The 25,805-nt window shown below is 42.8% G+C and carries 24 protein-coding genes and 2 pseudogenes; 19 read left to right on the plus strand and 7 right to left on the minus strand.

The window, feature by feature from the left end:
• The first annotated feature begins 339 nt into the window (after positions 1-339).
• Entirely contained in the window at positions 340-1,848 is a 1,509-nt protein-coding gene (locus ABHN01_RS10950; RefSeq protein WP_429875580.1) for a recombinase family protein, read from the plus strand.
• A gap of 28 nt (positions 1,849-1,876) precedes the next feature.
• A pseudogene (locus ABHN01_RS10955) lies at positions 1,877-2,272 on the plus strand (sigma-70 family RNA polymerase sigma factor); the annotation flags it as partial.
• 170 nt (positions 2,273-2,442) lie between these two features.
• Here the strand turns inward: ABHN01_RS10955 and ABHN01_RS10960 are convergent.
• On the minus strand, positions 2,443-3,336 hold the full coding sequence (locus tag ABHN01_RS10960) for a LysR family transcriptional regulator (protein ID WP_429875581.1): 894 nt from the start codon (positions 3,334-3,336) through the stop codon (positions 2,443-2,445).
• Positions 3,337-3,551: 215 nt separating this feature from the next.
• Between ABHN01_RS10960 and ABHN01_RS10965 the strand changes: the two genes are divergently transcribed.
• Entirely contained in the window at positions 3,552-5,363 is a 1,812-nt protein-coding gene (locus ABHN01_RS10965) for an assimilatory sulfite reductase (NADPH) flavoprotein subunit (RefSeq protein ID WP_429875582.1), read from the plus strand.
• 26 nt (positions 5,364-5,389) lie between these two features.
• Positions 5,390-7,108 carry an assimilatory sulfite reductase (NADPH) hemoprotein subunit gene (cysI, locus tag ABHN01_RS10970; RefSeq protein ID WP_429875583.1) on the plus strand — a complete coding sequence of 573 codons (1,719 nt, stop codon included), beginning with the start codon at positions 5,390-5,392 and terminating at the stop codon, positions 7,106-7,108.
• Between the two features lie 44 nt (positions 7,109-7,152).
• Here the strand turns inward: cysI and ABHN01_RS10975 are convergent, their stop codons facing one another.
• The gene (locus ABHN01_RS10975) at positions 7,153-8,403 is read right to left on the minus strand and encodes an Nramp family divalent metal transporter (protein ID WP_429875584.1); all 1,251 of its coding nucleotides are present in this window, start codon (positions 8,401-8,403) and stop codon (positions 7,153-7,155) included.
• Positions 8,404-9,290: 887 nt separating this feature from the next.
• Here ABHN01_RS10975 and ABHN01_RS10980 point away from each other — a divergent pair.
• Complete coding sequence (locus ABHN01_RS10980) at positions 9,291-11,063, plus strand: M3 family oligoendopeptidase (protein ID WP_429875585.1); 1,773 nt, start codon at positions 9,291-9,293, stop codon at positions 11,061-11,063.
• 39 nt (positions 11,064-11,102) lie between these two features.
• On the opposite strand, the gene pssA is transcribed toward ABHN01_RS10980, so the two are convergent.
• Both pssA and ABHN01_RS10990 read right to left on the minus strand, forming a co-directional pair.
• Complete coding sequence (gene pssA / locus ABHN01_RS10985) at positions 11,103-11,642, minus strand: CDP-diacylglycerol--serine O-phosphatidyltransferase (protein ID WP_429875826.1); 540 nt, start codon at positions 11,640-11,642, stop codon at positions 11,103-11,105.
• A 400-nt stretch (positions 11,643-12,042) separates the two neighbouring features.
• A complete protein-coding gene (locus ABHN01_RS10990; protein WP_290400939.1) occupies positions 12,043-12,198 on the minus strand; it encodes a sporulation histidine kinase inhibitor Sda in 156 nt (51 codons plus the stop codon).
• Between the two features lie 391 nt (positions 12,199-12,589).
• Here ABHN01_RS10990 and ABHN01_RS10995 point away from each other — a divergent pair, with 391 nt between their 5' ends.
• From ABHN01_RS10995 to ABHN01_RS11030, 8 genes are read left to right on the plus strand one after another with little or no spacing between them, the layout of a single operon-like run.
• The gene (locus ABHN01_RS10995; RefSeq protein ID WP_290400938.1) at positions 12,590-13,105 is read left to right on the plus strand and encodes a YqeG family HAD IIIA-type phosphatase; all 516 of its coding nucleotides are present in this window, start codon (positions 12,590-12,592) and stop codon (positions 13,103-13,105) included.
• A gap of 2 nt (positions 13,106-13,107) precedes the next feature.
• Positions 13,108-14,208 (plus strand): ribosome biogenesis GTPase YqeH, encoded by a 1,101-nt coding sequence (gene yqeH, locus ABHN01_RS11000; RefSeq protein WP_429875586.1) that lies wholly within the window; start codon positions 13,108-13,110, stop codon positions 14,206-14,208.
• Between the two features lie 14 nt (positions 14,209-14,222).
• Positions 14,223-15,065, plus strand: coding sequence for a shikimate dehydrogenase (gene aroE, locus ABHN01_RS11005; protein ID WP_429875587.1), 843 nt, complete (start codon positions 14,223-14,225; stop codon positions 15,063-15,065).
• On the plus strand, positions 15,052-15,342 hold the full coding sequence (gene yhbY / locus ABHN01_RS11010; protein ID WP_429875588.1) for a ribosome assembly RNA-binding protein YhbY: 291 nt from the start codon (positions 15,052-15,054) through the stop codon (positions 15,340-15,342). The genes aroE and yhbY overlap by 14 nt, the downstream gene beginning before the upstream one ends.
• 12 nt (positions 15,343-15,354) lie before the next feature.
• Positions 15,355-15,945 (plus strand): nicotinate-nucleotide adenylyltransferase, encoded by a 591-nt coding sequence (locus ABHN01_RS11015; protein ID WP_429875589.1) that lies wholly within the window; start codon positions 15,355-15,357, stop codon positions 15,943-15,945.
• Entirely contained in the window at positions 15,923-16,510 is a 588-nt protein-coding gene (gene yqeK, locus ABHN01_RS11020; RefSeq protein ID WP_429875590.1) for a bis(5'-nucleosyl)-tetraphosphatase (symmetrical) YqeK, read from the plus strand. The genes ABHN01_RS11015 and yqeK overlap by 23 nt, the downstream gene beginning before the upstream one ends.
• Positions 16,507-16,866, plus strand: a complete 360-nt coding sequence (rsfS, locus tag ABHN01_RS11025) for a ribosome silencing factor (RefSeq protein ID WP_429875591.1) — start codon at positions 16,507-16,509, stop codon at positions 16,864-16,866. Before yqeK ends, rsfS begins: the two co-directional genes overlap by 4 nt.
• A gap of 13 nt (positions 16,867-16,879) precedes the next feature.
• A complete protein-coding gene (locus ABHN01_RS11030) occupies positions 16,880-17,620 on the plus strand; it encodes a class I SAM-dependent DNA methyltransferase (protein ID WP_429875592.1) in 741 nt (246 codons plus the stop codon).
• A gap of 71 nt (positions 17,621-17,691) precedes the next feature.
• Here ABHN01_RS11030 and comER read toward each other — a convergent pair whose 3' ends face one another.
• Entirely contained in the window at positions 17,692-18,528 is an 837-nt protein-coding gene (gene comER / locus ABHN01_RS11035; protein ID WP_429875593.1) for a late competence protein ComER, read from the minus strand.
• 350 nt (positions 18,529-18,878) lie between these two features.
• On the opposite strand from comER, the pseudogene ABHN01_RS11040 reads away from it, so the two are divergent.
• The 4 genes and pseudogenes from ABHN01_RS11040 (at position 18,879) to ABHN01_RS11055 (ending at position 22,224) form a co-directional block, all read left to right on the plus strand.
• Positions 18,879-19,267, plus strand: a pseudogene (locus ABHN01_RS11040) (helix-hairpin-helix domain-containing protein).
• 64 nt (positions 19,268-19,331) lie between these two features.
• Positions 19,332-19,913, plus strand: coding sequence for a ComE operon protein 2 (locus ABHN01_RS11045; protein ID WP_429875594.1), 582 nt, complete (start codon positions 19,332-19,334; stop codon positions 19,911-19,913).
• A 3-nt stretch (positions 19,914-19,916) separates the two neighbouring features.
• Positions 19,917-20,417 carry a ComEC/Rec2 family competence protein gene (locus tag ABHN01_RS11050; RefSeq protein ID WP_429875595.1) on the plus strand — a complete coding sequence of 167 codons (501 nt, stop codon included), beginning with the start codon at positions 19,917-19,919 and terminating at the stop codon, positions 20,415-20,417.
• A gap of 151 nt (positions 20,418-20,568) precedes the next feature.
• Positions 20,569-22,224 (plus strand): DNA internalization-related competence protein ComEC/Rec2, encoded by a 1,656-nt coding sequence (locus ABHN01_RS11055; RefSeq protein WP_429875827.1) that lies wholly within the window; start codon positions 20,569-20,571, stop codon positions 22,222-22,224.
• 31 nt (positions 22,225-22,255) lie between these two features.
• Here ABHN01_RS11055 and ABHN01_RS11060 read toward each other — a convergent pair whose 3' ends face one another.
• The gene (locus tag ABHN01_RS11060) at positions 22,256-22,390 is read right to left on the minus strand and encodes a YqzM family protein (RefSeq protein ID WP_289486104.1); all 135 of its coding nucleotides are present in this window, start codon (positions 22,388-22,390) and stop codon (positions 22,256-22,258) included.
• A gap of 330 nt (positions 22,391-22,720) precedes the next feature.
• Between ABHN01_RS11060 and holA the strand changes: the two genes are divergently transcribed.
• Positions 22,721-23,740, plus strand: coding sequence for a DNA polymerase III subunit delta (gene holA / locus ABHN01_RS11065; RefSeq protein WP_429875596.1), 1,020 nt, complete (start codon positions 22,721-22,723; stop codon positions 23,738-23,740).
• Between the two features lie 458 nt (positions 23,741-24,198).
• Here holA and rpsT read toward each other — a convergent pair whose 3' ends face one another.
• On the minus strand, positions 24,199-24,465 hold the full coding sequence (gene rpsT / locus ABHN01_RS11070; protein ID WP_429875597.1) for a 30S ribosomal protein S20: 267 nt from the start codon (positions 24,463-24,465) through the stop codon (positions 24,199-24,201).
• Between the two features lie 153 nt (positions 24,466-24,618).
• Between rpsT and gpr the strand changes: the two genes are divergently transcribed.
• A complete protein-coding gene (gpr, locus tag ABHN01_RS11075; RefSeq protein WP_290400925.1) occupies positions 24,619-25,734 on the plus strand; it encodes a GPR endopeptidase in 1,116 nt (371 codons plus the stop codon).
• Positions 25,735-25,805 lie beyond the last annotated feature (71 nt).

Below are 25,805 nucleotides of genomic sequence, written 5' to 3' on the forward strand. Positions count from 1 at the left end.
GTAAAAACTTTAATACATTTTAATACACGCTTATTTTTATGAAGTATTAATTTTATAGGGTTATAGTATTTAATTGTGCATAAAAAAACACATAGTATATTTTCCGCACACAGGGTCCACATTGGAACCTTTAAACCATTTTTAACTCCTTACACTATTGGGTGTGAGGGGTTTTCATATGGCCCTATAAGACTTTAGAAAGTAACCAAGCCGTAACGGCATACCTTTTATAGAGGTGATGCGCGGTGCATATCAAAATCATTGAAGGAACTTCTACTGACAAAATCAGGTATTCTTGCTACTCTTATCTTAAAGATAAGTACAGAAGGGAGAAGCTCAATGATCGCGATCTATGCAAGGGTGAGTACAGAGGAGCAGGTAAAGAAGGGCTTCAGCTTGGAGGATCAGATCAAGGAATGCAGAAAGAAGGCAAAGACAGATGAAGTGATGGAGTATGTAGACCGAGGAGTTTCTGGAGAAATCCTTGATCGGCACGCTTTGACTAAATTACGAAATGACGTTAAAGAAGGGTTGATCACTAAAGTCATATGCTTAGATCCTGACCGGCTTTCCAGAAAGTTAATGAATCAGTTAATTATTACAGATGAAATTGAAAAACGGGGAGTGCAGCTCGTTTTTGTCAATGGAGAGTATACGAAGACTCCTGAAGGCAACCTCTTCTATAGTATGCGCGGAGCCATTGCGGAATTTGAAAAAGCAAAAATTAACGAACGGATGAGCCGGGGGAGAAAAGAAAAAGCCCGGCAAGGCAAAGTTTTACGGAACTTTCAGATTTACGGATTTGATTATGATAAAGAACATGGGAAAATCGTCATAAATGAAGAAGAAGCAAAAGTCGTACATCTCATATTTGATCTGTTTACCCAGCCGAATACGATGGTTGAAGGCATCAATGGTATTGCAAAATATTTAACGAGCAAAGGAATACCTACCAAACGGGGTGCAAAAGTATGGCATCGCCAGGTGGTTCGGCAGGTACTGATGAACAGAGTTTATACGGGGGAGTTTTATCAAAACCGCTGGAACACGGAAGGCATGCTTGGGAACAAGTATAAGTCCAAAGAAGACCGTGTTCCTATGACTGTTCGTCCGAAGGAGGAATGGATACGAATCGAATGTCCTTCCATCATAGACGAAGAGGTATTTGAACATGCTCAAACCTTATTAACGGAATCAAGGCGCAGATGGGCCAAAAAAAGCAAGAGTGAATATCTTTTAAGTGGTTTATTGCGTTGTGGTGAATGCAACAATACGATGGTTGGCGTTAAAACCAAAAACTGGGGACAGACCGTTTTTATTTATACCGATAAAAAGAATACCTCAGGTGCAAAAAATCCAGGTTGCGGTAGAAAAGTCTATGTCCCCAAATTAGATGAGGAAGTATGGGAGACAATTTTAGAATGGTTAAATGCCCCGGAGGAAATTGCAGCTGCGACCGAAAGAGAAGAGGAAGAAAAACCTATCCATTTTGAGGAGATTGAAATTGAACGGCTTCAGTCAGAAATCAAAAAAGTAAAAGCTGGACGAAAAAGACTGCTGAACTTATTCACTCAAGGATTGGATCTTTCTGAAGAAGAAATAAAGCACTCATTAAAAGAACTGAAAGAAAAAGAAATGCGTTTGCAAAAGGATTTAGATGAACTGGAAGCGAAGAAGAAAAATAACGAACAACATATATACGGGAAAAAGTTGTTGGAAGAGGCTGCGGAATTTTACTTCTCGAGAGGTAAAGAGGAGTTAAGCTTTGAAGATAAAAAGTCCCTTTTGCGGCATGTGATAAAAGAAATTAGAGTGTATGAGGACAGTATTCAAATCTATACATTCTGATTGGTAATATCTAACGCGATCTAATGACATTAGAATCGAAATCCTCATGCACCTGCGGGCGTTAAAGAAGACGAAAAAGGATGTTTCGCTTCATGATCCAATCGGTACGGATAAGGAGGGCAATGAAATTACCCTGATCGATGTCCTGAAAGCGGAAACCGAGGATGTTGTGGATGCCATTCAGCTGAAGATGCAGAAAAAGAAGATCTATGACTACATTCATGTGTTAGATGACCGTGAGAAGGAAGTAATTGTCGGTCGGTTCGGCCTGGATCTTCAGAAGGAAAAAACACAGCGGGAGATCGCGAAAATGCTGGGGATCTCCAGGAGCTATGTCTCTAGGATTGAAAAAAGGGCACTGATGAAGCTGTTTCATGAGTTTTACAGAAGCCGGCAGCAGGGGCAGAAGGAGAAGCCTTCGTAACTGGAGAGACCCTTACCTACCCAGACGGTAAGGGTTTTTTTATTTTAGTAATGATAAGGCTGCGGATATCAGCTGGAAAAGACGATGAAAATAAAATCCCCAGACGATGTGTCAGGGGATTTCTTTTACTGCCGTTTATCGCCATCACAACATTAACTTCTTTGGTTTTATTATGAGTGCGGAGGCCATTTCCTGTTTAATACATTAATAAATGTCTTAACATTCTTCTTATCTTGTAAAATCGGGGAATAAATGTAGGAAAGCGTCCTGTTAAAGGACTTATTCTTTAATTTGATCATCGTAAGATTGTTGTGCTGTACGTCTCTTTCTATAACACTTCGGGATAGTAGTGACAGCCCCTCGCCTTTAATAATGGTTTCTTTGATGCCTTGATTACTGCTGATGGTGAGCAGTGATTTAACTTTCAAGCCATTTGAGCGGATGACGTGGTTCAAGTATTCACGTGTACCTGAACCGACTTCCCTGGTTACCCATGGCTGACTTTGAAGATCAGACACTGTCACTTCTTGTTTATGAGCGAGTTCGTGATGGTTAGAGGAAACAATAAATAACTCATCTTCCATAAAAGCGTGTACGGACAGCTCCTTTTCATTGGTCTGCCCTTCAATTAATCCGATATCAACTTGATACATCCTAACGGATTTAACGATTTCATCCGTATTGCCGATTAGAACCTGAAGCTCAAGCTCTGGATATTCTTTTTGAAGGTCAATAAGTAAAGCAGGCAATATATACTCGCCAATTGTAAAACTTGCGCCAATCTTTAAAACTCCTTTAATAGAATTGTGGTGTTCCAGGATATCTTGTCTCGTCTGTTCATAGATAGTGATCATTCGCTTTGCCCTGTCGTATAAGATCTCGCCTGTGGGAGTGATTTGTAATAATTTTGGAGAGCGCAAAAATAATGTGGTCTGAAATTCTTTTTCAAGATTTTTCACATGTAAACTTACACTCGGCTGTGACATGAGAAGTATTTCAGCCGTTTTAGTAAAATTTTTAACTTCAGCAAGGGTTACAAATGTTTTTAATGCATCATAGTGCAATAGAATCCCACCTTATTATTAGAAAAGTTAATAGTTGCAATAATTTTTATTTATTTTACTAATATACTCTCTTTAGGTAAAGTAGGAAATAAAACTTTTTAACTTTAAAACCTACTTAATGGATAGGGAAAAAGTGAAATGCATGATTGACAATTGGTTTTTACTGTCAATAAAAAACAGAAAATTATGTTTATAATCCTTTGTGAGGTGATATTTTGAAACTTCAAGTAACAAACAGTCCTTTTACTCAAGAGCAGGCAGACCTCCTTAACCGATTGCTGCCGACATTCTCAGAATCACAAAAAGTCTGGCTCAGTGGTTATTTGGCCGCGTCCCAAGCCGTTTCCGTTCCGGGGGCATCAGAAGCTGCGGAGGTTGAATTACATTCGGATCAGACCATTTCAAAAGAAGTGACCATTCTTTATGGATCACAGACAGGAAACGCCCAAGGGGTAGCGGAAACCGGAGGAAAAATGCTGGAAGGCCGCGGCTTTCAAGTAAATGTATTATCAATGAACGATTTCAAGCCGAATCAAATAAAAAAGATTCAAAACTTGCTAATTGTAGTGAGCACACATGGAGAAGGCGATCCGCCGGATAATGCGCTGTCGTTCCATGAATTTCTGCATGGGAAAAGAGCGCCAAAGCTCGAGGAACTTCGTTTTTCTGTTTTGTCGCTTGGAGATAGTTCGTATGAGCATTTCTGTCAGACGGGAAAAGAATTTGATCAGGCGCTGGAAGAGCTTGGCGGCACAAGGCTTTATCCGCGAGTTGACTGCGATCTTGACTATGATGAGCCTGCGGCAGAATGGTTCGAGGGAGTGCTGGGCGGATTAAATGAACCGCAGCGAGGCAATGCTGCACCTTCTCAAGCTACAGTACCTCAAACAGGGGAGACGGAGTATTCCAGAACGAATCCATTTCATGCGGAAATACTGGAAACAATTAATTTGAATGGGCGCGGTTCGAATAAAGAAACGACCCATCTTGAGCTGTCGCTTGAAGAGTCAGGACTCACATTTGAACCAGGGGACAGCCTCGGAATCTACCCAGAAAACGATCCATCACTCGTTGAACTGCTTCTTGAAGAAATGAATTGGGATCCGGAAGAAATTGTGACGGTCAATAAACAAGGAGATGTTCGTTCACTTAAAGAGGCGCTCATCTCTTCCTTTGAAATTACAGTCCTAACCAAACCGCTTCTTGAGAAGGCCGCACACCTGTCAGAGAATAAAGAGCTGCGTGAGCTTTTATCACCTGGAAGTGAAGAGAGGTTAAAAGAGTATCTTGAAGGGCGTGATTTGCTTGATTTGCTCCATGACTTTGGCCCTTGGGGTGTTTCGCCGCAGGAATTTATCTCTATACTCCGGAAAATGCCAGCCCGGCTATATTCGATTGCGAGCAGCCTATCTGCAAACCCGGATGAAGTGCATCTGACAATTGGTGCCCTTAGGTACGAATCACATGGACGTGAACGAAAAGGCGTTTGCTCCATACTTTGCGCCGAACGGCTTCAGCCAGGAGACACGCTGCCTGTTTTCATCCAGCACAATCAAAATTTTAAGCTGCCGAAGAATCCGGATACACCGATTATTATGGTAGGTCCTGGAACGGGAATTGCCCCATTCCGCTCGTTTCTGCAGGAGCGTGAAGAAATGGGAGCAGAAGGGAAATCATGGCTGTTCTTCGGGGACCAGCATTTTGTTTCGGATTTTCTTTACCAGACGGAATGGCAAAAATGGCTCAAAAACGGAGTGCTGACGAAAATGGATGTCGCTTTTTCACGTGACACCAGTGAAAAAATATATGTGCAGCACCGTATGCTTGAACACAGCAAGGAACTGTTTGAGTGGCTGCAAGAAGGAGCAGTATTTTATGTTTGCGGCGATGAGAAAAAAATGGCTCATGACGTTCACAGCACTCTCCTTGAAATTATTGAAAAAGAAGGGAACATGAGCCGTGAGAAAGCTGAAGACTATCTTGCTGGCATGCAGCAGCAAAAACGATATCAGCGTGATGTATACTGAGTTCAATTTGAAAGGAGTTTTGTAACATGGTGAACCGAATTTTAAAGGCGCCGGACGGCCCGCCAAGCGATGTTGAGCGCATTAAAGAAGAGAGTAATTATTTGCGCGGTACATTGGCGGAATCGATGCTGGAACCGATCAGCGGCGGAATCCCTGACGATGACAACCGCCTGATGAAACATCATGGCAGCTATTTGCAGGATAACCGGGATCTTCGCAATGAGCGCCAGAAGAAAAAACTGGAACCGGCTTATCAGTTCATGCTTCGTCTCCGGTTACCAGGCGGAGTGACTACACCGGCTCAATGGCTTGTCATGGATGAACTTGCCCGAAAAAACGGCAACGGCACCTTAAAACTGACAACACGCATGACGTTTCAGATGCATGGTATTTTAAAATGGAACATGAAAAAGACGATTCAGGAAATTCATGCTTCCCTTCTGGATACAATCGCAGCATGCGGAGATGTGAACAGGAACGTCATGTGCAATCCGAATCCCTATCAATCAGAGATCCATTCAGAAGTGTATGAATGGTCGAAGCGATTAAGCGATTATTTATTGCCGCGCACAAGAGCGTACCACGAACTATGGCTGGATGAAGAGAAAGTGGCAGGTACCCCGGAAGTGGAAGAAGTTGAACCGATGTATGGACCGCTTTACTTGCCGCGAAAATTCAAGATTGGGATCGCCGTTCCACCGTCAAATGATATTGATGTCTTTTCTCAGGATCTCGGTTTTATCGCGATTATCGAAGATGGCAAGCTAGTTGGTTTTAATGTAGCCATCGGCGGCGGCATGGGCATGAGCCACGGCGATAAAACAACGTATCCGCAACTCGCTAGAGTCATCGGTTTCTGCAGGCCGGATCAGATACTGGATCTGGCTGAAAAAGTGATAACTATCCAGCGGGACTATGGAAACCGCTCCAAACGGAAAAATGCACGGTTTAAGTACACAGTAGACCGGCTGGGACTAGAAACGGTCAAGGCTGAATTGGAAAACCGCCTCGGCTGGAGCTTAGAAGTAGAGAAACCTTTTCATTTTAATGATAACGGCGACCGTTACGGTTGGGTGCAAGGTGTTCAAGGGAATTGGCATTATACGCTGTTTATCGAAGGCGGACGCATTGCAGATTTTGATAATTACAAGCTGAAGACAGGTTTGCGTGAAATTGCCAAAATCCATACTGGAGATTTCCGTCTTACGGCGAATCAAAACCTGATCATTGCCAATATATCGACCGAGAAGAAGAAAGAAATCAGCGAATTAATGGAACATTATGGTTTGACAGACGGCAAGCATCATTCAGCACTTCGCCGCAGTTCCATGGCCTGCGTCGCTCTTCCAACCTGCGGGCTGGCGATGGCGGAGGCCGAACGTTATTTACCGGTCCTAATTGATAAAATTGAGGCGATTGTCGATGAAAACGGCCTTCGTAACGAAGAAATTACGATCCGCATGACGGGTTGCCCGAATGGGTGTGCTCGCCATGCATTGGGTGAAATTGGCTTCATTGGAAAAGCGCCCGGGAAATACAATATGTATCTGGGTGCGGCTTTTGACGGCAGCCGCCTGAGCAAAATGTACCGCGAAAACATCGGGGAGGAAGAAATTTTAAGCGAGCTAAGAGTTCTTCTTTCCAGCTATGCGAAAGATCGGCAGGAGGGTGAGCACTTCGGTGACTTTGTGATCCGAACTGGAGTCGTCAAAGAAGTAACTGATGGGACAAACTTTCATGATTAAATAAAAAACAAGCCAGCTTTGTTGCTGGCTTGTTTTTGTCTTTATTAGAATTTCCCGCCGAACGTTTCGTAGATGAGGAGTGCATTTAAAAAGATAATCAGCGTAGCTACGATCACCAGTAAAACATTTGTAAACGGGCGGTTCGCATAGGTGCCCATGATCTTTTTGCTGCGGGTGAACATGATCAGCGGGATGATGGTAAAAGGCAGCTGCAGGCTGAGTACAACCTGGCTGATAACGAGCGCTTTCCATGTATCAATGCCCATTCCGATTATGATCAGCGCTGGGATCATCGTTACAGCCCTTCTGATCCAGATCGGCAGTTTAACGTTCAAAAAGCCTTCCAATATATACTGTCCTGCCATCGTTCCTGTTACCGATGAGGATAAACCTGCAGAGAGCAGGGCGATCGCAAAAGCAAGGCTGGCAAACCCGCCAAGCAATGGTGTAAGTGTAGAATAGGCGTCCTCGATGGATGTGACGCTCACTCCGTTTTTAAAGAACACCGCGGCAGCCACAATAATCATTGATGAGTTAATGAACCAGGCGATGTTCAAAGCCAAAAGAGAATCGACAATGGCAAATTTGAAGACCCGGTAGTTATAGTTTGGCTGGTTCTTCTTTAAACGATTTTTCACAACCGAAGAGTGAAGAAAAATATTATGCGGCATCACAGTTGCACCAAGCATTCCAATAGCAACCAAAATGCTGGCAGAGTTTAAATGAGGTACAACCATATGGTAGCCGATTTGCCCCAGATCGGGTTTGGCATAAAATAATTCCACGATATACACGGCGGCTACAACAAGCACAAACGCCAAAATAATTTGTTCAATAAAACGATATCCATACTTATGAAGAAGCAGGATTCCAAATGTAACCGCGGCACCGATTAACGCAGCAGGAAATAAAGGAATGCCAAGCAGTATATAGATTCCGAGCGCAGCACCTAGAAATTCCGCGAGGTCAGTAGCCATAGCTGCAAGTTCTGCTGTAATCCATAAAAACACGGCAACCGGTTTTGAAAAATGCTCACGGCAGTTTTCTGCCAATGATTTTCCCGTTGCTACTCCAAGTTTTGCAGCTGTAATCTGTAAAAGGATCGCCATTAAGTTACTTAGCAGTAGAACCCATAATAACGTATAGCCAAAAGTAGCTCCGCCTTCAATGTTAGTTGCCCAGTTCCCTGGATCGATATAACCGACACTCACGAGAAACGCTGGCCCGAGAAAAGGAAACGCTTTGCGAAGTTTACCTCTTTTAGGGAAAGCAGGAGCCAAGGCTTTACTATTCATCGTTTCTCACCTTCCTTGCAATAGGAGTCACAGGGTGTCCTTCAGGTTAAAAAGTTTCCTTTGTTCAACTTTTTGAGAATTGACTATAATATATGCGAGTGTTCAGGAAAATGCAACAATTTAGAACCAAAAAGGAAGCATCATCTTCTATGCTTCCTTTGAACCTGTCACAGCACTTATGGCACGATTAGAAAAATACTCAGAACGATAATAACGGCAGCATAGGAGGAAACCGTTTTTAAAATGCCTAATCATTATCCTTTGTTCTTTTCAAAAAGCATTCGACCAGAACGGCCAGCAGGAAAGGGATGATAAAGCTGCTTCCGGTAAAAGTTGGGTACTCCTGAGCAAAGGTAAAAATGTATGGTTAAAAAATTTCTGTATAACGATAAATTGTGTAAATAGGAATAACATTATTCCATTGATGGAAATCCAGGCTGGAGCCTGTTCGAATCGAATGGTGCTCGCCAAATACATAATGAAAAGAAAAATAATGGTAGGTACACTCATCAACATGAGAAAAAAGAAGACGGCAGTCATCAAGGTAGAAGATGCCGCGTTAATCCAGTCTTGTGGTTGTAAGGGCTTGGCTCGCTGCAACCACTTTAGAATGTGCAGAGGGTTGAACTGGTGATTATGGGGAATAGATGTAATAAGAAAAATACGTAGAAGGAGGCTGCGGTGTATGCAGGAAGCCTTGTTGTTTGCCGTTATGATGCTTACTCTTGTGTATTTTATGTATCTTTGCATTAAAGAATAGGTTTAGAGCTCTTTTCCTGCAGAGGGAAAGAGTTTTTTCATTTTAAATAAACTAAATGGTCGATTTTTATTGGAAATTTCTTTATAATGGAAAAAGATCGAATATTTTATTAACAAGGGGGATAACCATGCTATTACAAGGATTGCGCGAGAGCTGGGATTTGGATTCCATATTCAGCGGAGGAAGCAGATCAGAAGAGTTTCTTACTGCTATCTCCAACATTGAAGCACAGCTGGCTGCACTAAACAAGAAGATAGAAAACTTTCAGTTAGATTCAATGGAAGCGGTTGTGAAAGACGTGCAGGAGACCGCTGCTTTACTGAATGAATGCATCTCCTTTGTAGGGTGTCTTACTGCCCAGGACGTAAATGACAAGCAAGCTTTAACTCTCCGTGGAAAGCTGGAGTCCATGAATGCCATTTATTGTACGATTTTGGTGCTTTTAGACAATAAGATGGCAGAGATTCCTGATGGAGACTGGAACAAAGCGTTAGAAGGAGAATATTTGTCCAGTGTTGCTTTTTCGCTGAACGAAAGAAGAAACCTTGCTTCCCAAAAATTATCTTATGAACAAGAAGCACTGATGAATGACCTGGCAGTTGATGGCTATCACAGCTGGTCTACTCTCTATGACACAGTCGTAGGGAAAATCGGCATTGAAGTTGAACAGAACGGCAAGAAAGAAACGCTTTCTGTCGGACAGGCAGAAAACCGAATGACCAGTGCGGACAGACAGGAAAGAGAAACGGTGTTTACAAAATATACAGAGGCATGGGCACAGCAGGGTGATTATTGTGCGGAAGCATTAAATCATATTGCAGGGTTCCGCAACAGTGTATATAGGCACCGCCAATGGGATGATGTGCTGAAAGAACCGCTTGATATCAACCGCATGTCAGCCGACACACTGAATGCGATGTGGCAGGCGATCGATGAGAATAAAAACCTTTTTGTGTCCTATCTGGACAGAAAAGCTTCTCTCCTTGGTTTGGAGAAATTAAGCTGGCATGATGTCGATGCACCTTTATCCAGTGCGGACAGCAAAATGAGCTATGATGAAGCCGCAAACTTTATTGTCGAGCAGTTTCAGTCCTTCAGCCCGAAGATGGCGGAATTCTCAAAAAAAGCGTTCGAAAAGCAGTGGATTGAAGCTGAAGACCGAACAGGTAAACGGCCTGGAGGTTTTTGCACGGGCTTCCCGGTGAAAAATGAAACACGTATCTTCATGACGTTTTCCGGTACGCCTAGCAATGTATCCACTCTGGCGCATGAATTAGGGCATGCCTTCCATTCTCATGTCATGGATGATATGCCGTACCTGGCTACAGAGTATGCCATGAATGTAGCAGAAACGGCATCTACTTTCGCTGAGTTGGTCGTATCGGATGCAGCGGTTAGAAATGCAAAAACGAAAGAAGAAAAAATCGCCTTGCTTGAAGATAAAGCACAGCGTTCTGTAGCCTTTTTTATGAATATCCATGCCCGTTTCCTGTTTGAAACCAGATTTTACGAAGAACGCAAAAAGGGGCTTGTATCCGTAGAACGATTGAACGAATTAATGACAGAAGCTCAAAAAGAAGCGTTCTGCAATTCTTTGGAAAGCTATCATCCATATTTCTGGGCTTCTAAACTTCATTTCTATATTACGGATGTTCCATTCTACAATTTTCCGTATACTTTTGGATACTTGTTCAGCGCCTGTATTTATGCGATAGCCAAACAGGAAGGCAGCAGTTTCGAGGAGAAATACATTGCTCTTCTTAGAGATACGGCAAGCATGACAGTAGAGGAATTAGCAATGAAACATTTGAATGAAGATGTTACCAAACCGGCGTTCTGGAAAAAAGGCGTTGAAGTTGCGATGGAAGATGTAACAGAATTTCTTGAATTGACAAAGTAAACGGCAGAAAAAACCATGGCCTGGGCCATGGTTTTTTACTTACCGTTTTTGTATAGAGATCGAACTGATCATTAAAAAAGAAAAAGTGATGATGAAAAACATAAAAACATAGGAGGGCACAAACGGGATCAGAAGGTAGCACATAGCGATGATGCACCCTGCTACAGTAATGGGAACTCCAACGAAGGATCCGTTGAATTCCGTAATATTAAACCGTGCCAGACGAATCGCGCCGCATACGATAAATAGAATAGTAAAAATAATGCCGGGAACTCCAAATTCAAAAAGGGAGCCTTGATACAGCAAGAATGCGGGTGCAATTCCAAAGGAAATTAAATCACAAAGAGAATCGAGCTGCTTGCCAAATTCTGATTCTATGTTTAACTTTCGAGCAACCATGCCATCGAATCTGTCAAAAAGACCTGCTAGAAAAATGAGGATAAAGCCGACTTTTAAATCATCTTTGAAAATAAACATGAGGGCAAGGGCACCCAATGAGAGGTTGATCAGCGTTAGTATGTTGGCCGCCTGGCCTTTCATTTTCTTAACAGTAGAGTCGATCCTCTCTCTTTCAATCATAAACATAACATCACATCACTCCCTGTACCTTTCTACATCTGAATGGAAAGAGTACTCGTGTATTAAAAATATTCACTGTTAATGAAATATATTTGATTCTTATCATTATATGTTAATTTTGTAAAATTGGAAAGGGGATAATTGGCAATAAGTCCCTGTCTCAAAAGCTGTTCTTGAAAACAAATGGATAGAGATGCAGGATCCACTCGATACGTTAGGTCGAGCAATAAATGCAAGCGCCCGTGTAAAAAGTTAAGGAATTTTTCTGTTTCTTCCTATTAAATAGAAAAACAGAAAAAGTGAAGGAATGGACGAGCAAAGAAATATTGTATATCATTTCCAGGAAATATACACTCTAAGAAAAGAGCAATAGAAATCTGGGCATAAAAAAACCCATCTTTTAATGATGGGCCTTCCAAAAGTGGCTACTGAGCTGATTCTGAAGTGATCTCCGTTCAATCTCTTTTTGTATTAAAGAAATAAAGTCTGTGCTCAACTGAAGTTCTTTTGCCTTGAAATAGGATTCAATCAACAGTTCGTCCGATAAGTTTTCCATAAGTGAGATGCCAATCGGGTGGCATGTTCACCTCCTGTTTTTAATACATAAATGATGGATTTTCATCGTTGAATGTGTCATGATTTCTCTTCGATCCGCATAAAATATAAGTTCTGGTAATTTTCTAAATTCAGCTTAACATGAAACAGTAATCAGAACAATCGTTCGAATATCCACAATGTTTGGTGGATAACTTGTGGGTATATTGTAGATAAGACAGAAGATTCTGCTCATTGCATAGGAGGATAATGTTAATAAAGTTATCCACATTGTCGGAATGCGAACATTTTGTCGAAAACTTTTCCTGAAAACAATAAAAAAGTTGTTACCCGTCGAATAACTGGTACAATGTAAAAGTGTAAACTGAATGAATAGTATAGAGGTGTCCAGCATGTTAAAAAATTTTTTGCCGGATGAACACGTCCAGAGCGTTTTTGATATAACTCCTGAAATGCTAGTCCAACGTAATGTGAAAGGGATCATTACAGATTTGGATAATACCCTGGTGGAATGGGATCGTCCAGAAGCTACTCCCGAACTGCTAAAATGGTTTAGTTCTTTTAAAGAGAAGGGAATTTTAATTACCATCGTTTCAAATAATACACAGCAGCGTGTGAGCAGTTTCTCCGACCCTGTTAAAATTCCGTTTATTTATAGTGCAAGAAAACCAATGTCGCGTGCGTTTAAGCGGGCCATTCGCGATATGAAGCTTCAACGGGAAGAGATTGTAGTGATCGGTGACCAGCTGCTGACGGACGTACTCGGAGGGAACCGACTGGGTCTCCACACGATCATGGTTGTCCCTGTAGCAAGCACCGACGGACTTTGGACACGAGTGAACAGGAAAATTGAAAGAATGATCTTATCATGGATGAAAAGGAAAGGCATGCTTAACTGGGAGGAATAAGATTGAAGGAACAAATCATTTGTATCGGATGCGGAGCACCTATACAGACCGAAAATAAGGACAAGCTGGGCTATGCACCGCCGTCCAGTTTAAAACGGGATGCTGTGATCTGCCAGCGCTGTTTCCGGCTAAAACATTATAACGAAATACAAGATGTCAGCCTTACTGACGATGATTACCGCAAGATTATTTCAGGTATTGGAGATACAGATGCCCTGGTCGTCAAGATCGTTGACATTTTTGATTTCAATGGCTCATGGCTTCCGGGTATTCACCGCTACATCGGCCGCAACAAGCTGATGCTGGTGGGAAACAAGGTCGACTTGCTTCCAAAATCCGTCAATAAGAACAGGCTTACTCAATGGATGTCCTCTATGGCAAAAGACCTCGGCGTAAAAGCTGAAGAAGTGCATCTTGTTTCCGCAGCAAAAGGCACAGGATTGCTGGAGGTTGCTGAAAGAATTGATGAACTGAGAGAAGGCAAGGATGTATATGTAGTCGGCTGTACTAATGTTGGAAAATCAACGTTCATCAATGGGTTGATCAAACAGCTCGGCACAGAACAGGAAGACATCATAACAACTTCTCATTTTCCAGGCACTACCTTGAACCTGATTGATATTCCGCTGGATGCTGAAACAGCGCTCTTTGATACACCAGGAATTATCAACCATCATCAAATGGCTCACTTTGTCGGGAAAGATGAATTAAAAATTATCATGCCTAAAAAAGAAATCAAGCCGATGGTCTATCAGGTCAATGAGGGCCAGACTTTATTTTTAGGCGGACTGGCGAGGTTTGATTACATCAGTGGAGGAAGAAGGTCGTTTGTCTGCCACGTTTCTAATGAATTAAACATTCATCGAACGAAGCTTGAGAACGCGGATGAACTGTACAAGAACCATCTGGGTGAACTATTGTCACCTCCTTCTGATCCAGAGAATCTGCCGCCTTTGAGAAGACATGAGTTTAAAATTAAAGAACAAGACACGGACGTCGTCTTTTCAGGCCTGGGCTGGATTACGGTCAAAGAGCCGGGCGCACTGATCGCTGCTTATGCACCTGAAGGGGTAGCCGTAACCTTGCGGCCATCACTCATATAATGGGGGGTGACGAAATGAAAAAATTAGTCGGTCTGATCGGATATCCTGTCAGCCATTCCATGTCTCCGGAGATGCAAAACGCCGCTTTTCAAAAATCAGGTCTTCCTTTTTTTTATGAAAAATATGAAGTTCATCCGGACCGCCTGGAAGAGGCAGTTAATGATTTGAGGACAAAAGGATTTGCAGGCTGGAATGTAACCATTCCGCATAAACAAGCCATCATGCCTTTTCTAGATGAAATATCAGAAGGTGCCAGGAAGATCGGCGCCGTAAACACGGTTGTGAATGAGCATGGCAAGCTGGTTGGACATAATACGGACGGTGCAGGTTTTGTAAAAGGATTAAAGAGGCATGTGCATTTTCCTATTGAACATGCGAATGTTCTTATTATTGGAGCCGGCGGTGCTTCAAGAGCGATCGCTTACGCTTTGGCTCAAGCAGGTCCAAAATCGATAGTCATCACGAACCGTACAATGGAAAAAGCAAGGGATATTCATAATGAGTGCCTGAGGAAGCAGGACTCCGTTATGGGCTTGGAGGAAGCCGAAGCCTCTCTTTCAGGTTTTCAAATTGTGATTAACACTACATCCATTGGTATGAAGAACGACGGAAGCACTCCTATGGATCTCAGTCTTCTTGTGCCTGGTACCGTGCTTTCGGATATCATTTACAACCCGTTTAAAACGGTTTTTCTGCAGGAGGGTGAGCAGCGAGGTGCCGTCATCGACAACGGAGTGGCTATGCTCGTTCTGCAGGGTGCGCTCGCTTTTGAAAAGTGGACAGGTGTTCAGCCTGACGTCGAGCTGATGGAAAAGATCTTGTTGGAGAAATTAGGAGGAAATTATGTTAACAGGTAAACAAAAACGTTTTTTACGATCAAAAGCAAATCCGATTCAGCCTATTTTTCAAGTAGGAAAAGGCGGAGTCAACAGCAATATGGTGAAACAGATTTCGGATGCTCTTGAAGCACGTGAATTAATAAAGGTCAGCATCCTGCAAAATTGCGAGGAGAGCAAGGAGGATGTTGCCGAAGCCTTGGTTAAAGGAGCAAAAGCTCACCTCGTGCAAGTCATTGGAAATGTAATTGTCCTCTACAAGGAATCAAAAGAAAATAAAGAGATCATACTTCCGTAAAGGATTGATGATATGGCGAGAATCGGTATTTTCGGCGGCTCTTTCCACCCTCCTCATAACGGGCATCTTCTCATTGCCCAGGAGGCTCTAGCCGCATTTTCACTCGACAGGGTCGTTTGGCTTCCAGCGAACCACCCCCCCCATAAGGAGCTGATATCCGGAGTTTCTTCAGAGGACCGAATGGAATTGGTTCGGGCTGCGATCCAGGGTAATTCTAAATTTTCCCTCTCTCTTATCGAGTTTGAAAGACAGGGCCCTTCATATACTATAGATACGATCAGGGAGCTGAAAAAGAGGGAACCAGCCCATGACTATTTTTTCATTATTGGAGGGGACATGGCTGATTCCTTGTCGACCTGGCGGGGGATTGATGAACTCAGCCGGCTTGTGACCTTTATCGGGATCAACCGCAGCGGTCATCCCCTTGATGAATGCAATAACCCTTATGGTGTCCAGATGATCGAAGTGCCTCTATTTGATGTTTCTTCGACATTGATCAGAAAAAGGATAGCCGCTGGAGAGAATACCAAATATTTAATTCCGGATGCAGTAAGAAATATGATAGAGGTGAAGGGACTTTATGGATCGGGAAAGAGCCCTTAAAATCGTTAAGGAACATTTAACTGAACATCGGTATATTCATACACTCGGTGTCATGGAAACAGCTTTGGAGCTTGCGGACCGCTTTGGAGCGGACAGACATAAAGCCGAACTCGCAGCGATCTTTCATGATTACGCCAAATTCCGTTCAAAAGATGAAATGCGGGAAGTTGTCAAGCAGCAAGGCATGCCAGAAAGTCTGTTACATTATGGCACAGAGCTCTTGCATGCTCCGGTTGGTGCATTCCTGGTCAAGCAGGAAGCTGGGATCGAGGATCATGAAATCCTGGAGGCTATTGCCAGTCATACGACAGGAAGAGTCGGTATGGGTACGCTCGAAAAAATTATCTTCCTCGCGGATTATATCGAACCGGGCAGGAAGTTTCCTGGAGTGGATGAAGTTCGCTTGCTGGCTGAAGAAAATCTTGAACTTGCTTGTATTCAGGCCTTAAAAAATACAGTAGGATTCTTGATGAAACAAAATCAATTGATCTACCCTGAAACGATTTACACATATAACAGCTTGCTGGCTGAAGTTAAAAACAAAAATGTGAATGGAGGAATATGATTTTGAAAGAACAGGAACTTATTGAGCTAGTCGTAAAAGCGGTGGATGACAAACGCGCTGAAAATATTATGATCCTTGATATGAAAGGCATTTCCCTTGTTGCTGATTACTTTTTAATTTGTCATGGGAACTCAGAAAAGCAGGTTCAGGCGATCGCTAAAGAAATTAAAGATGTTGCTGCTGAAAAAGAAATCAATATCAAACGGATGGAAGGCTATGATCAGGCAAGATGGGTTCTTGTAGATATGGGAGACATGGTCGTGCATGTTTTCCACCGCGATGAAAGATCTTATTATAATCTCGAGAAACTGTGGGGAGATGCTCCGACAGTTGACCTGAATACAATCCTTTCCTAATAAAGGAGCAGCGATGAGCTATCAACAATTTGCCTATTATTACGATCAGTTAATGGAGGATGCCCCATACGATCAATGGATTTCTTTTTTTGAACAAGCGGTCCAGTCGTATGGTTCAAAGGTAAGCAATGTTCTCGATCTTGGCTGCGGAACAGGTTCGCTCTCCATACGTTTATCAAAACAAGGCTATGATGTAACGGGAGTGGATCTGTCAGATGATATGCTCGCGATAGCCAAAGAGAAATCGATCCAGCAGAAAGTGCCGGTTCAATATTTCCAGCAGGATATGACGCAACTTGAAGGACTTCAGGAATTCGATGCGGCCGTTATTTTTTGTGATTCGTTAAACTATATTCTTACTGAAGATAAGGTTTTGGCAGCTTTTCAGTCCGTCTATCAACATTTAAAGGAAGACGGCCTCTTTTTATTCGACGTACACAGTCTTTATAAAATTCATAACATATTTATGGGCAGCACGTTTGGCTCTAACGAAGAGCAGCTTTCATTTATTTGGCAATGCTTTGAGGGGGAAGAACCCGATAGTATTGAACATGAACTTAGCTTTTTTGTTCAAGAGAATGAAAACCGCTATATACGATTTGATGAAGTACATATTCAAAGGACCTTTCCAACTGAAGTTTATAAAACTATGCTTGAAAGCACAGGGTTTCAAATCCTGGCTGTATCCGGGGACTTTACCCAGGATTTGATTCAGCCTGAAGCTGAACGAATCTTCTTCATCTGCAAAAAATAAAAAATAAGCCATGGATTGGCTTATTTTTTATTTTATTATTTAGCAGGAATACTTTACGTTTTGCCGAATCATTACTTTAATTCTTCTTTTACCTCGAACTGCTCACTGATTTTTTTACATTCCTCGTGATATTTTGCATGCGTTCGGCCGATGACTTTATCGAAAACATCACCTGCTCCCTCATTTAATATTTTTATTCCTTCGCCGGTGATTCCGCCCTTCACACAGACCTTCTCAATAAGCGACGGCAAGGAAAACACTTCTGTCTCCAGCAATTTACCCATCCCGATGATCATTTCACTGGCAAGCAAAGTTGCCTGGTTTCTTGTCAGTTCAGTTTTTTTGATGGAACTGTCAACAAAGCACTGTACGAGGTACCCAATAAACGCCGGACCGCAGCTTGCGATGTCAGATGAGATCCGTGTCACATTTTCATCGATGATCACCGGTTTAGAGATAAACGACATCAAGGATAAGAGTTTCTCCTTGTATTCCGTGTGGCATTTTGCACCAAAAGTGATCAATGATGTTCCTGACAGGGCCCGATTTGTAATGCTGGGAATGGCACGGGCTACACTGCAATCCAGCAAGTTTTCAATTTGTTCGCAGGAAATGGGACTAGTGATGGAAACGACGAGTTTATGTCTGGATATAAACTTTTTGTTTTCAGAAAGAACCTCATAGAATTGATGCGGCTTTACACAGATGAAAAGGATATCGGCAAAGCGGATCACCTCTTCAGCTGAAGTTCCCACTCGAAGTTTGGGGTGGACAGACTGGAGCCGTTCGGCTTTAGCAAGCGTCCGATTGGTGACCATTATACGAGAAGGCTGTACAGCCGATGATTCTATGAAAGATGACACTAAAATGCTCCCCATGTTTCCAGTTCCAATAAAACCTAGTTTCACGTTAACTCCTCCTCTCCCTTATCTTTCCTATCTTGATGTTTATGTTGGATATCTAAAGAATATGAAAATTGAAAAAACCGAAAAGGAGGTGAATGATGATCAAAAATTTTGATCGTGTCTTTCGCACACTTAAGTTCGTTCTGCCTGTCGGGGCGGGTTTGTTAGCGATTTTCATCTATTTTTCAGGAAGAATTCCGCCAGTGAAACAGACCGAAGGCATACCTGCGGAGCTGACGGAGGGAAAAGAGGGCCATACGATGGGAAAAAAAGACTTCACTCCTATGGAACCCGAAACCCAGGTAATTGAGATTGATATTAAAGGTGCTGTAAGGAAACCGGGAGTGTACAAGATGGAACAGGGAGACCGTGTAATTGACGCGGTCAATCGAGCGGGAGGATTAACAGGTAAGGCGGAAGAGAAAGGAGTCAATCTGTCTGCACGGGTGAAAGATGAGATGCTTCTTTACATTCCGTCCAAAGGGGAAGAGCCGTCAGAGCAATTGCCTGGGGTGACGGAAACGGGGGAACAGGATATGGCTGGTGAACCAAAAGTCGATATTAATACGGCGGGGGAACAGGAATTGGAAACTTTGAACGGCATTGGTCCATCTAAAGCGAAAGCCATCATCGCGTACCGTGAAGAGACGGGCCGTTTAAGACGATTGAAGATTTACTGAACGTACCTGGAATCGGGGAAAAGTCACTGGAAAACATAAAAGAACTGATTAACATTGATTAAGTTACCATTGACTCAGAGCAGCGGAATTGCCTAAACTTAATACAAATAGATTGGAGGAGACATGATGGACCGTATTTCCTGGGATGAATATTTTATGGCACAGAGCCATCTTCTTGCCTATAGAAGTACATGTACTAGACTTGCGGTGGGGGCAACGATCGTAAGAGATAAAAGAATTATTGCGGGTGGATACAATGGTTCCATATCCGGTGGAGTCCATTGTATCGATGAAGGCTGTTATGTTATTGATGGCCATTGTGTCCGCACCATTCATGCCGAGATGAATGCTATTTTGCAGTGTGCTAAGTTTGGAGTACCTGTTGAAGATGCTGAAATGTATGTTACACATTTTCCGTGTTTGCATTGCTGCCGGACCATCATACAGAGCGGAATTAAGACCCTTTACTATGCTGCTGATTATAAGAACCACCCATATGCCATCGAACAATTCAAGGAAGCAGGACTAGTTGTGAAGCAGGTTCCTTTTAATGAACAAGATATTAACCCTCATTACATAGAACAGATGGAACTAACCTTTGAACTGCTGCGGGCAGTACAAGAAGGGGGATCGGATGATCAAGAAAAACTGGAAGCGCTGAAACGTAAAGCGCAGCAGCTTTACCCCCATTCCCCGAACCTGAAGTAAGGGATGAAAGCCGGTTACTTATGTGCAATAAGTGCAGCGGCAGGAGTGTTGCTGTCATCTCATCATTACATCTGGGCGATCGCCGGCGTCGCTCTTTTTTATTTCAAAAAAGGCGCAAAATCCCTTACGATCGGCCTTTGTTTAGCCTTTTTCATCTTCTTCTATGCCTATTACCAGGTGATCGATGGACAAAACGTAACCAAGCTTTCCGGTGATGAACGAAAATTTACCGGAACCGTTATGACCATTCCGGAAATTGATGGAGATTATTTGTCGTTCAGGTTTCAAACCAAAGGAGAGAGGGTTCAACTTCAATATACCATTCCATCTGAAACGATGAAGAAACAGCTTAAGCAGAAGCTTCATCAGGGGATGGTCTGCACCTTGGACGGAGAATTGATCGTTCCCGAGGGCCGGAGGAATTTTGCTGGTATGGATTATGCGTCTTATTTAAAAAGAGCGAACATTCACTGGACACTGAATGCAGCACACCTTGCTCCCTAGGATTGCAGGGGCAAAGCTACGGGGCTATTGGGGCGAACAGCGGCTCTTCGAGAAATGGGCGTCCGGCTGATCGAAAGACAGGTTGACGAGGATGTATCCGGGCTGGTCAATGCTCTAGTGTTCGGCTATCGTCAAAATATACCCCCCCAACATTGATGATGTCTATCAGCGGATGGGTTTGTCCCATCTGCTTGCCGTATCGGGGTTTAATGTGGCAATTGTCATGGGCCTGCTTTTTGCGTGCAGTCTTCGCCTGGGTATCACTAGGGAAAAAGCATTTCTGTTCATTGCGGGAATCCTTCCTCTGTATGTATTGATCACCGGCAGTGAAGCTTCGATCGTCCGTGCTGGCATGATGGGTATCGCGCTGCTTATTTTAAGGCGGTACCGCAGGAATATCCATCCGCTGACTGCTGTAAGCGGTGTCTGTCTCTTGATGATTCTGTACAACCCCTATTACGTTTTCCAGCTGGGCTTTCAGCTTTCTTTTATCAATGTATTTGCTTTGCTCATTTCCTCCCGCGGCATCTTTAGCCGGTATACTTCCTATCTTGCTCAGGCTCTAGTTACCACCCTCATATGCCAAATTGTTTCATTCCCGATCCTCGTCTTTCATTTTTATGAAATTTCTTTGTGGTCAGTACCCTTAAACCTATTGTTTATACCTTTATTGTCTTTTGCTGTTCTCCCTCTTGCCTGTCTGTCGCTTCCGGTATCAATACTATCGTTCACTTCAGGTAAAATTCTCCTTTATCTCCCTGCGATTCTTTTAAAGTTCACCAATTCAATTCTCCTTCAAATCGAGCAATACAATATTAATTTAGTGTTCGGGCAGCCTCCTGTCTATATCATTCCGATCTATTATATAGGCATTTTCTATCTCTTTTTTCAATGGGAACAATACGGGTCTGATCGCCGTCTGCTCTATCCTGCTGCTTTTCTTTTCATAATAGGAGCGCTGCATTGGAATTTTCACTCTTTTAATCCGGAAACGAAAATTACCTATTTAAATGTAGGGCAGGGTGACAGTATCTTAATTGAACTTCCATTCAGTAAAGAAGTGTGTTTGATCGATACCGGCGGCTCGTTGGATTTCGAAAAGGAAGAATGGAGAAAAAGAAAGAGCGATTATAATGTCACGGAAGAAGTGGTGCTTCCTGCGTTGAAGGCGATGGGAATCCGGAATATCGGGAAATTAATTTTAACGCATGGGGACATGGATCATATTGGGGGAGCGGAAGCGGTCTTAAATGGAATCAAGGTAAGTGAGCTTCTGTATCCAAAAGGAGCACTTGATGGAATGCTGGAAACGGCAGTTCTGAATTATGCAGCAGAGCTCAATGTTCCAATCAAAGTAACTCACGGTGTACAAAGCTGGTCAGTGGGGAGTGGTGATGTTTTTTATGTTCTATCTCCCTTTGGAGATGAGAGGGACAGCAATGCGAGGTCAATTGTCCTTTTAGCGCATATCAAACCCTTTTCTTTTCTTTTAACCGGAGATTTAGAAGAAGAGGGAGAGAAACGCATTCTACAACAAGGCGACTCGTTGAAGGCGGATTTTTTAAAGGCCGGCCATCATGGGTGCAAAACTTCGTCCTCGAAGGCTTTTATAGAAGCTGCAGATCCCGTATATGCTGTTATTTCAGCGGGTAAAAACAACCGATACGGCCATCCACATGCTGACGTCTTGGCACGTTTCAAAGCCCAAGGTACGGCTCTTTTAAGAACGGATCAGGTGGGCGATATTGAAATCACGGTGAAGGACAATAAAATTAAGATCCTGACGAGTGTAAACGGATCCAAATAAAAAGAAGCCCCTGCAGGGCTTCTTTTTTCGGTTATGTAGCGATAAGTTTAATGATTACTCCCAGTGCAAAGATTAACGTGAAAAAACCAAAGGACCAAACAAAGCCCATTCCTGAATCGATTAAATCATTGCGCTTGCTCTGGACGTCTTTTTCAAACTGATTCATTTCCGCAACCCTCCCGTTTCGTAAATAAGTATAAGTCATCCTGATAAAAAAATCCATATTTGATTGCTAAACCCATGTTTTTTTAGAATGCGCATTCATTTCCTTTTTTGCTAACTGTTGTAACCAATACGAAAGCTCTGCATAGGATATCATAACATTAAAAGGAAAAGAACGGTTTACTCGCTGATTGCCGGGAGTCCCGGGGTCTTGGTGATCGGCGTTTAATATAAATGAAGAAGCAGCTCAGCTGCTTCTTCTTTTTATCATCCTATTGAAAAAAACAGCTTTACAACTTACGATAGAAACAGAGAAAGTTTGAGGTGAATGGTTTTGTCGATCGTCCCATTACAAAAAAAATTGAAACAACAAAGGTTTTCTCCCTTTTATGTACTGTACGGAACAGAATCTTATATTATTGAACAAGCCGTTTCCGCTATTGTTAAATATTCACTGAATGAAGAAGATAAGGATTTTAACTTCTCTGTGTATGACTATATGGAAACCCCAATTCAGGCGATTATGGAGGATGCTGAAACTCTTCCCTTTATGGGAGACCGGCGCGTCGTCGTTGTGAAGAATGCTTACTTTTTAACGGGTGTGAAAGATAAGAGTAAAGTTGAGCATGACCTTACGACAGTGGAAAGGTACATTCAAGATCCTGCTGAATTTACGCTTCTCGTCTTTGTTGTTCCAGCGGAGAAGCTGGACGAACGTAAGAAAATCGTGAAAACCCTGAAAAAATCGGGCGAGCTGGTTGCGGCAACGCCACTCAGCGGTGATTCAGCGGTGGAATGGATCAAGGACCGGGCGATGCAGAGGCAGGTGCATATCGATACTGATGCTGCACAGTATTTAACGGCCAAGGTTGGAAATGAGCTGATGGCACTCATTCAAGAGTTGGACAAGCTCGCGTTATACGCTGGGGAGGGGGGCAATATATCGATATCGGTCATCGATGAACTCGTACCGAGAACACTGGAAGATAATATCTTTTCGCTTATTGATGATATCGTCCACAAAAAAATTGATGCAGCACTAAGAACCTTTTATGATCTGGCAAAGCAGAATGAAGAACCGATTAAAATTCTCTCGCTCATGGCGAGGCAGTTTCGTATTATCTACGGGGTTAAAGAGCTTTTTGCCAAAGGCTATGGTGAAAAACAGATTGCGGGAGCTTTAAAACTGCATCCCTACGCTGTTAAGCTGGCTTCGAGGCAGGCAAGGCTTTTTGAAGAAGAAGAACTGCTTCAAATGCTCGATCGAATAGCCGAAGCTGATTATGAGATGAAGACAGGAAAGATGGATAAACAGCTGATCTTGGAGCTGATTATGCTGAAGATGGCCGATTAACAAAACGTCCAGACGATGGGAAACCGTCGCCGGACGTTTTTTGTATTCCCCGAGCCGCATTTAGCAGCATTGGGAGCTGTACTTAGAAAAAATGAATGTTTTTGAGTAAAATTTTTGCAGTGAGTTCTTAATTGCCCAGTTCGGCAGTCCATTTGCTGGTGGGGCACTGAAATGGGCTGCTTTTACCTGAAAAGGCATGGGACCAAATTTTTTATGTTCAAAAAAATCAATTTATGTTGAAAATCCGGTCATTTATGTTCAACTCGTTTACGAAAAAGTTCGACGCATTCTTTTTGGGCAGAGGAGTGTCATTTTTCTCGAAGTGTCTTATTCACATAAGCGCTTCGAAAAAAAACATAAAGGTATGTCATGTTTTGAATGCAGCTGTTAGGTGCATTCAAAAAAAGACACTAAAAAAACGACCGGTAAGGTCGTTTCATGGTGTCATTTTCCCGTAATTATGCGTTGATTCCGTTTAACGCTTTTGCAAGACGAGACTTCTGACGGGAAGCTGCATTTTTATGGATAAGTCCTTTAGTTGCCGCTTTATCAACTTTTTTAGTAGCAACAGTGAAAGCCTCTTTCGCACCTTCAGCATCGTTGTTAGCGACCTTAGTTTCGAAGTTTTTCACAGCTGTACGCATAGCAGACTTTAAAGAAGCATTATGAGCACGGTTCTTATCGTTTGTTTTTACACGTTTAATAGCAGATTTAATATTAGCCAATCCATTCACCTCCCTAACATTGCAACTGGATTGCAAAAAAATAGGACACAGAGTATTTTATCAGTTTAATTCTTCAATTGCAATACAAGAATGAAATGGCTTTTTGAGGGAAAAAATAGAGACAATATATCTCTAACACAGGACGGTGCCAAAATGAATAATAAAGATTTGGATTTGAACAATTATAACATTCGAACGGACTTAGCGATCGAAGCGCATGAAATGCTGGTCAATGAAGAAAAGATGAAGGAAAAAGAAAGCGAAGTTAATGGCATCATCATAAAAGAACGGGATCATGATGGCATTAAATACACGAGAGTAGAGATTGATGAAAATGGGGCGCAGGCGACCGGGAAGAAGCCGGGTACATACTTAACCTTCGAGATGCAGGGGATTCGGGAAAAGGATTCAGCACTCCAGGAGCGGGTTCAGGAAGTATTCGCCCGTGACTTTAAGGAGTTTATTAATGAACTTGGAATTCAGGATGATGACACTTGCTTGGTGGTGGGCCTTGGAAACTGGAATGTTACTCCGGATTCTCTCGGTCCGAACGTCGTGGAAAATCTATTGATCACCAAACACTTATTCGCGGTTTCGCCGGAAAATGTAGAGGAAGGATTCCGGCCGGTCTGTGCCATTTCGCCAGGGGTTATGGGGATTACCGGAATCGAGACGAGCGATATTATTGAAGGTGTCATTCGAAAAGTCAATCCCGATTTTGTGATTGCGATCGACGCTTTAGCATCCAGGTCTCTCGAGAGGGTCAACACGACGATACAAATCTCTGACAGCGGGATACATCCAGGATCGGGTGTTGGAAACAAGAGAAAAGAACTTAGTAAAGAAACACTGGGGATTCCTGTTATTGCGATTGGCATTCCTACCGTTGTTGACGCAGTAACGATCACCAGCGACGCCATTGATTTTATTCTTAAGCATTTCGGACGGGAGATTAAAGATAAGGATAAACCGTCTAAATCTCTTGCGCCGTCATGGATGACCTTTGGAGAAAAAAGGGTACTGAAAGATGATGATCTTCCACCAGAAGCAGAGCGGCAATCGTTCTTAGGGATGGTAGGTAATCTTGATGATGATGAAAAAAGGATGCTGATCCGGGAAGTTCTTTCTCCAATCGGCCATAATTTAATGGTAACACCCAAAGAAGTTGATACGTTTATAGAGGATATGGCCAATGTCCTGGCCGTAGGTTTAAATACAGCTCTTCACAGGCAGGTTGACCAATCCAACAGCTCTTCATATACGCACTGACACATAAAGGGACAAGCTGTTTCATAGGATGTAGTAAATACCATAAGTGAACGGGGTGGGTCCGGTGGGTA

Source organism: Fictibacillus sp. NRS-1165 (genome assembly GCF_050468105.1).
GTDB classification, from domain to species: domain Bacteria; phylum Bacillota; class Bacilli; order Bacillales; family Fictibacillaceae; genus Fictibacillus_C; species Fictibacillus_C terrinigri.

Coding starts and splice junctions, on each gene's coding strand:
- ABHN01_RS10950 (WP_429875580.1), top strand. CDS start 340: ATGATCGCGATCTATGCAAGGGTGAGTACAGAGGAGCAGGTAAAGAAG.
- cysI (WP_429875583.1), top strand. CDS start 5,390: ATGGTGAACCGAATTTTAAAGGCGCCGGACGGCCCGCCAAGCGATGTT.
- ABHN01_RS10975 (WP_429875584.1), bottom strand. CDS start 8,403: ATGAATAGTAAAGCCTTGGCTCCTGCTTTCCCTAAAAGAGGTAAACTT.
- ABHN01_RS10980 (WP_429875585.1), top strand. CDS start 9,291: ATGCTATTACAAGGATTGCGCGAGAGCTGGGATTTGGATTCCATATTC.
- pssA (WP_429875826.1), bottom strand. CDS start 11,642: ATGATTGAAAGAGAGAGGATCGACTCTACTGTTAAGAAAATGAAAGGC.
- ABHN01_RS10990 (WP_290400939.1), bottom strand. CDS start 12,198: ATGGAAAACTTATCGGACGAACTGTTGATTGAATCCTATTTCAAGGCA.
- ABHN01_RS10995 (WP_290400938.1), top strand. CDS start 12,590: ATGTTAAAAAATTTTTTGCCGGATGAACACGTCCAGAGCGTTTTTGAT.
- aroE (WP_429875587.1), top strand. CDS start 14,223: ATGAAAAAATTAGTCGGTCTGATCGGATATCCTGTCAGCCATTCCATG.
- yhbY (WP_429875588.1), top strand. CDS start 15,052: ATGTTAACAGGTAAACAAAAACGTTTTTTACGATCAAAAGCAAATCCG.
- ABHN01_RS11015 (WP_429875589.1), top strand. CDS start 15,355: ATGGCGAGAATCGGTATTTTCGGCGGCTCTTTCCACCCTCCTCATAAC.
- yqeK (WP_429875590.1), top strand. CDS start 15,923: ATGGATCGGGAAAGAGCCCTTAAAATCGTTAAGGAACATTTAACTGAA.
- rsfS (WP_429875591.1), top strand. CDS start 16,507: ATGATTTTGAAAGAACAGGAACTTATTGAGCTAGTCGTAAAAGCGGTG.
- ABHN01_RS11030 (WP_429875592.1), top strand. CDS start 16,880: ATGAGCTATCAACAATTTGCCTATTATTACGATCAGTTAATGGAGGAT.
- ABHN01_RS11045 (WP_429875594.1), top strand. CDS start 19,332: ATGGACCGTATTTCCTGGGATGAATATTTTATGGCACAGAGCCATCTT.
- ABHN01_RS11050 (WP_429875595.1), top strand. CDS start 19,917: ATGAAAGCCGGTTACTTATGTGCAATAAGTGCAGCGGCAGGAGTGTTG.
- ABHN01_RS11060 (WP_289486104.1), bottom strand. CDS start 22,390: ATGAATCAGTTTGAAAAAGACGTCCAGAGCAAGCGCAATGATTTAATC.
- gpr (WP_290400925.1), top strand. CDS start 24,619: ATGAATAATAAAGATTTGGATTTGAACAATTATAACATTCGAACGGAC.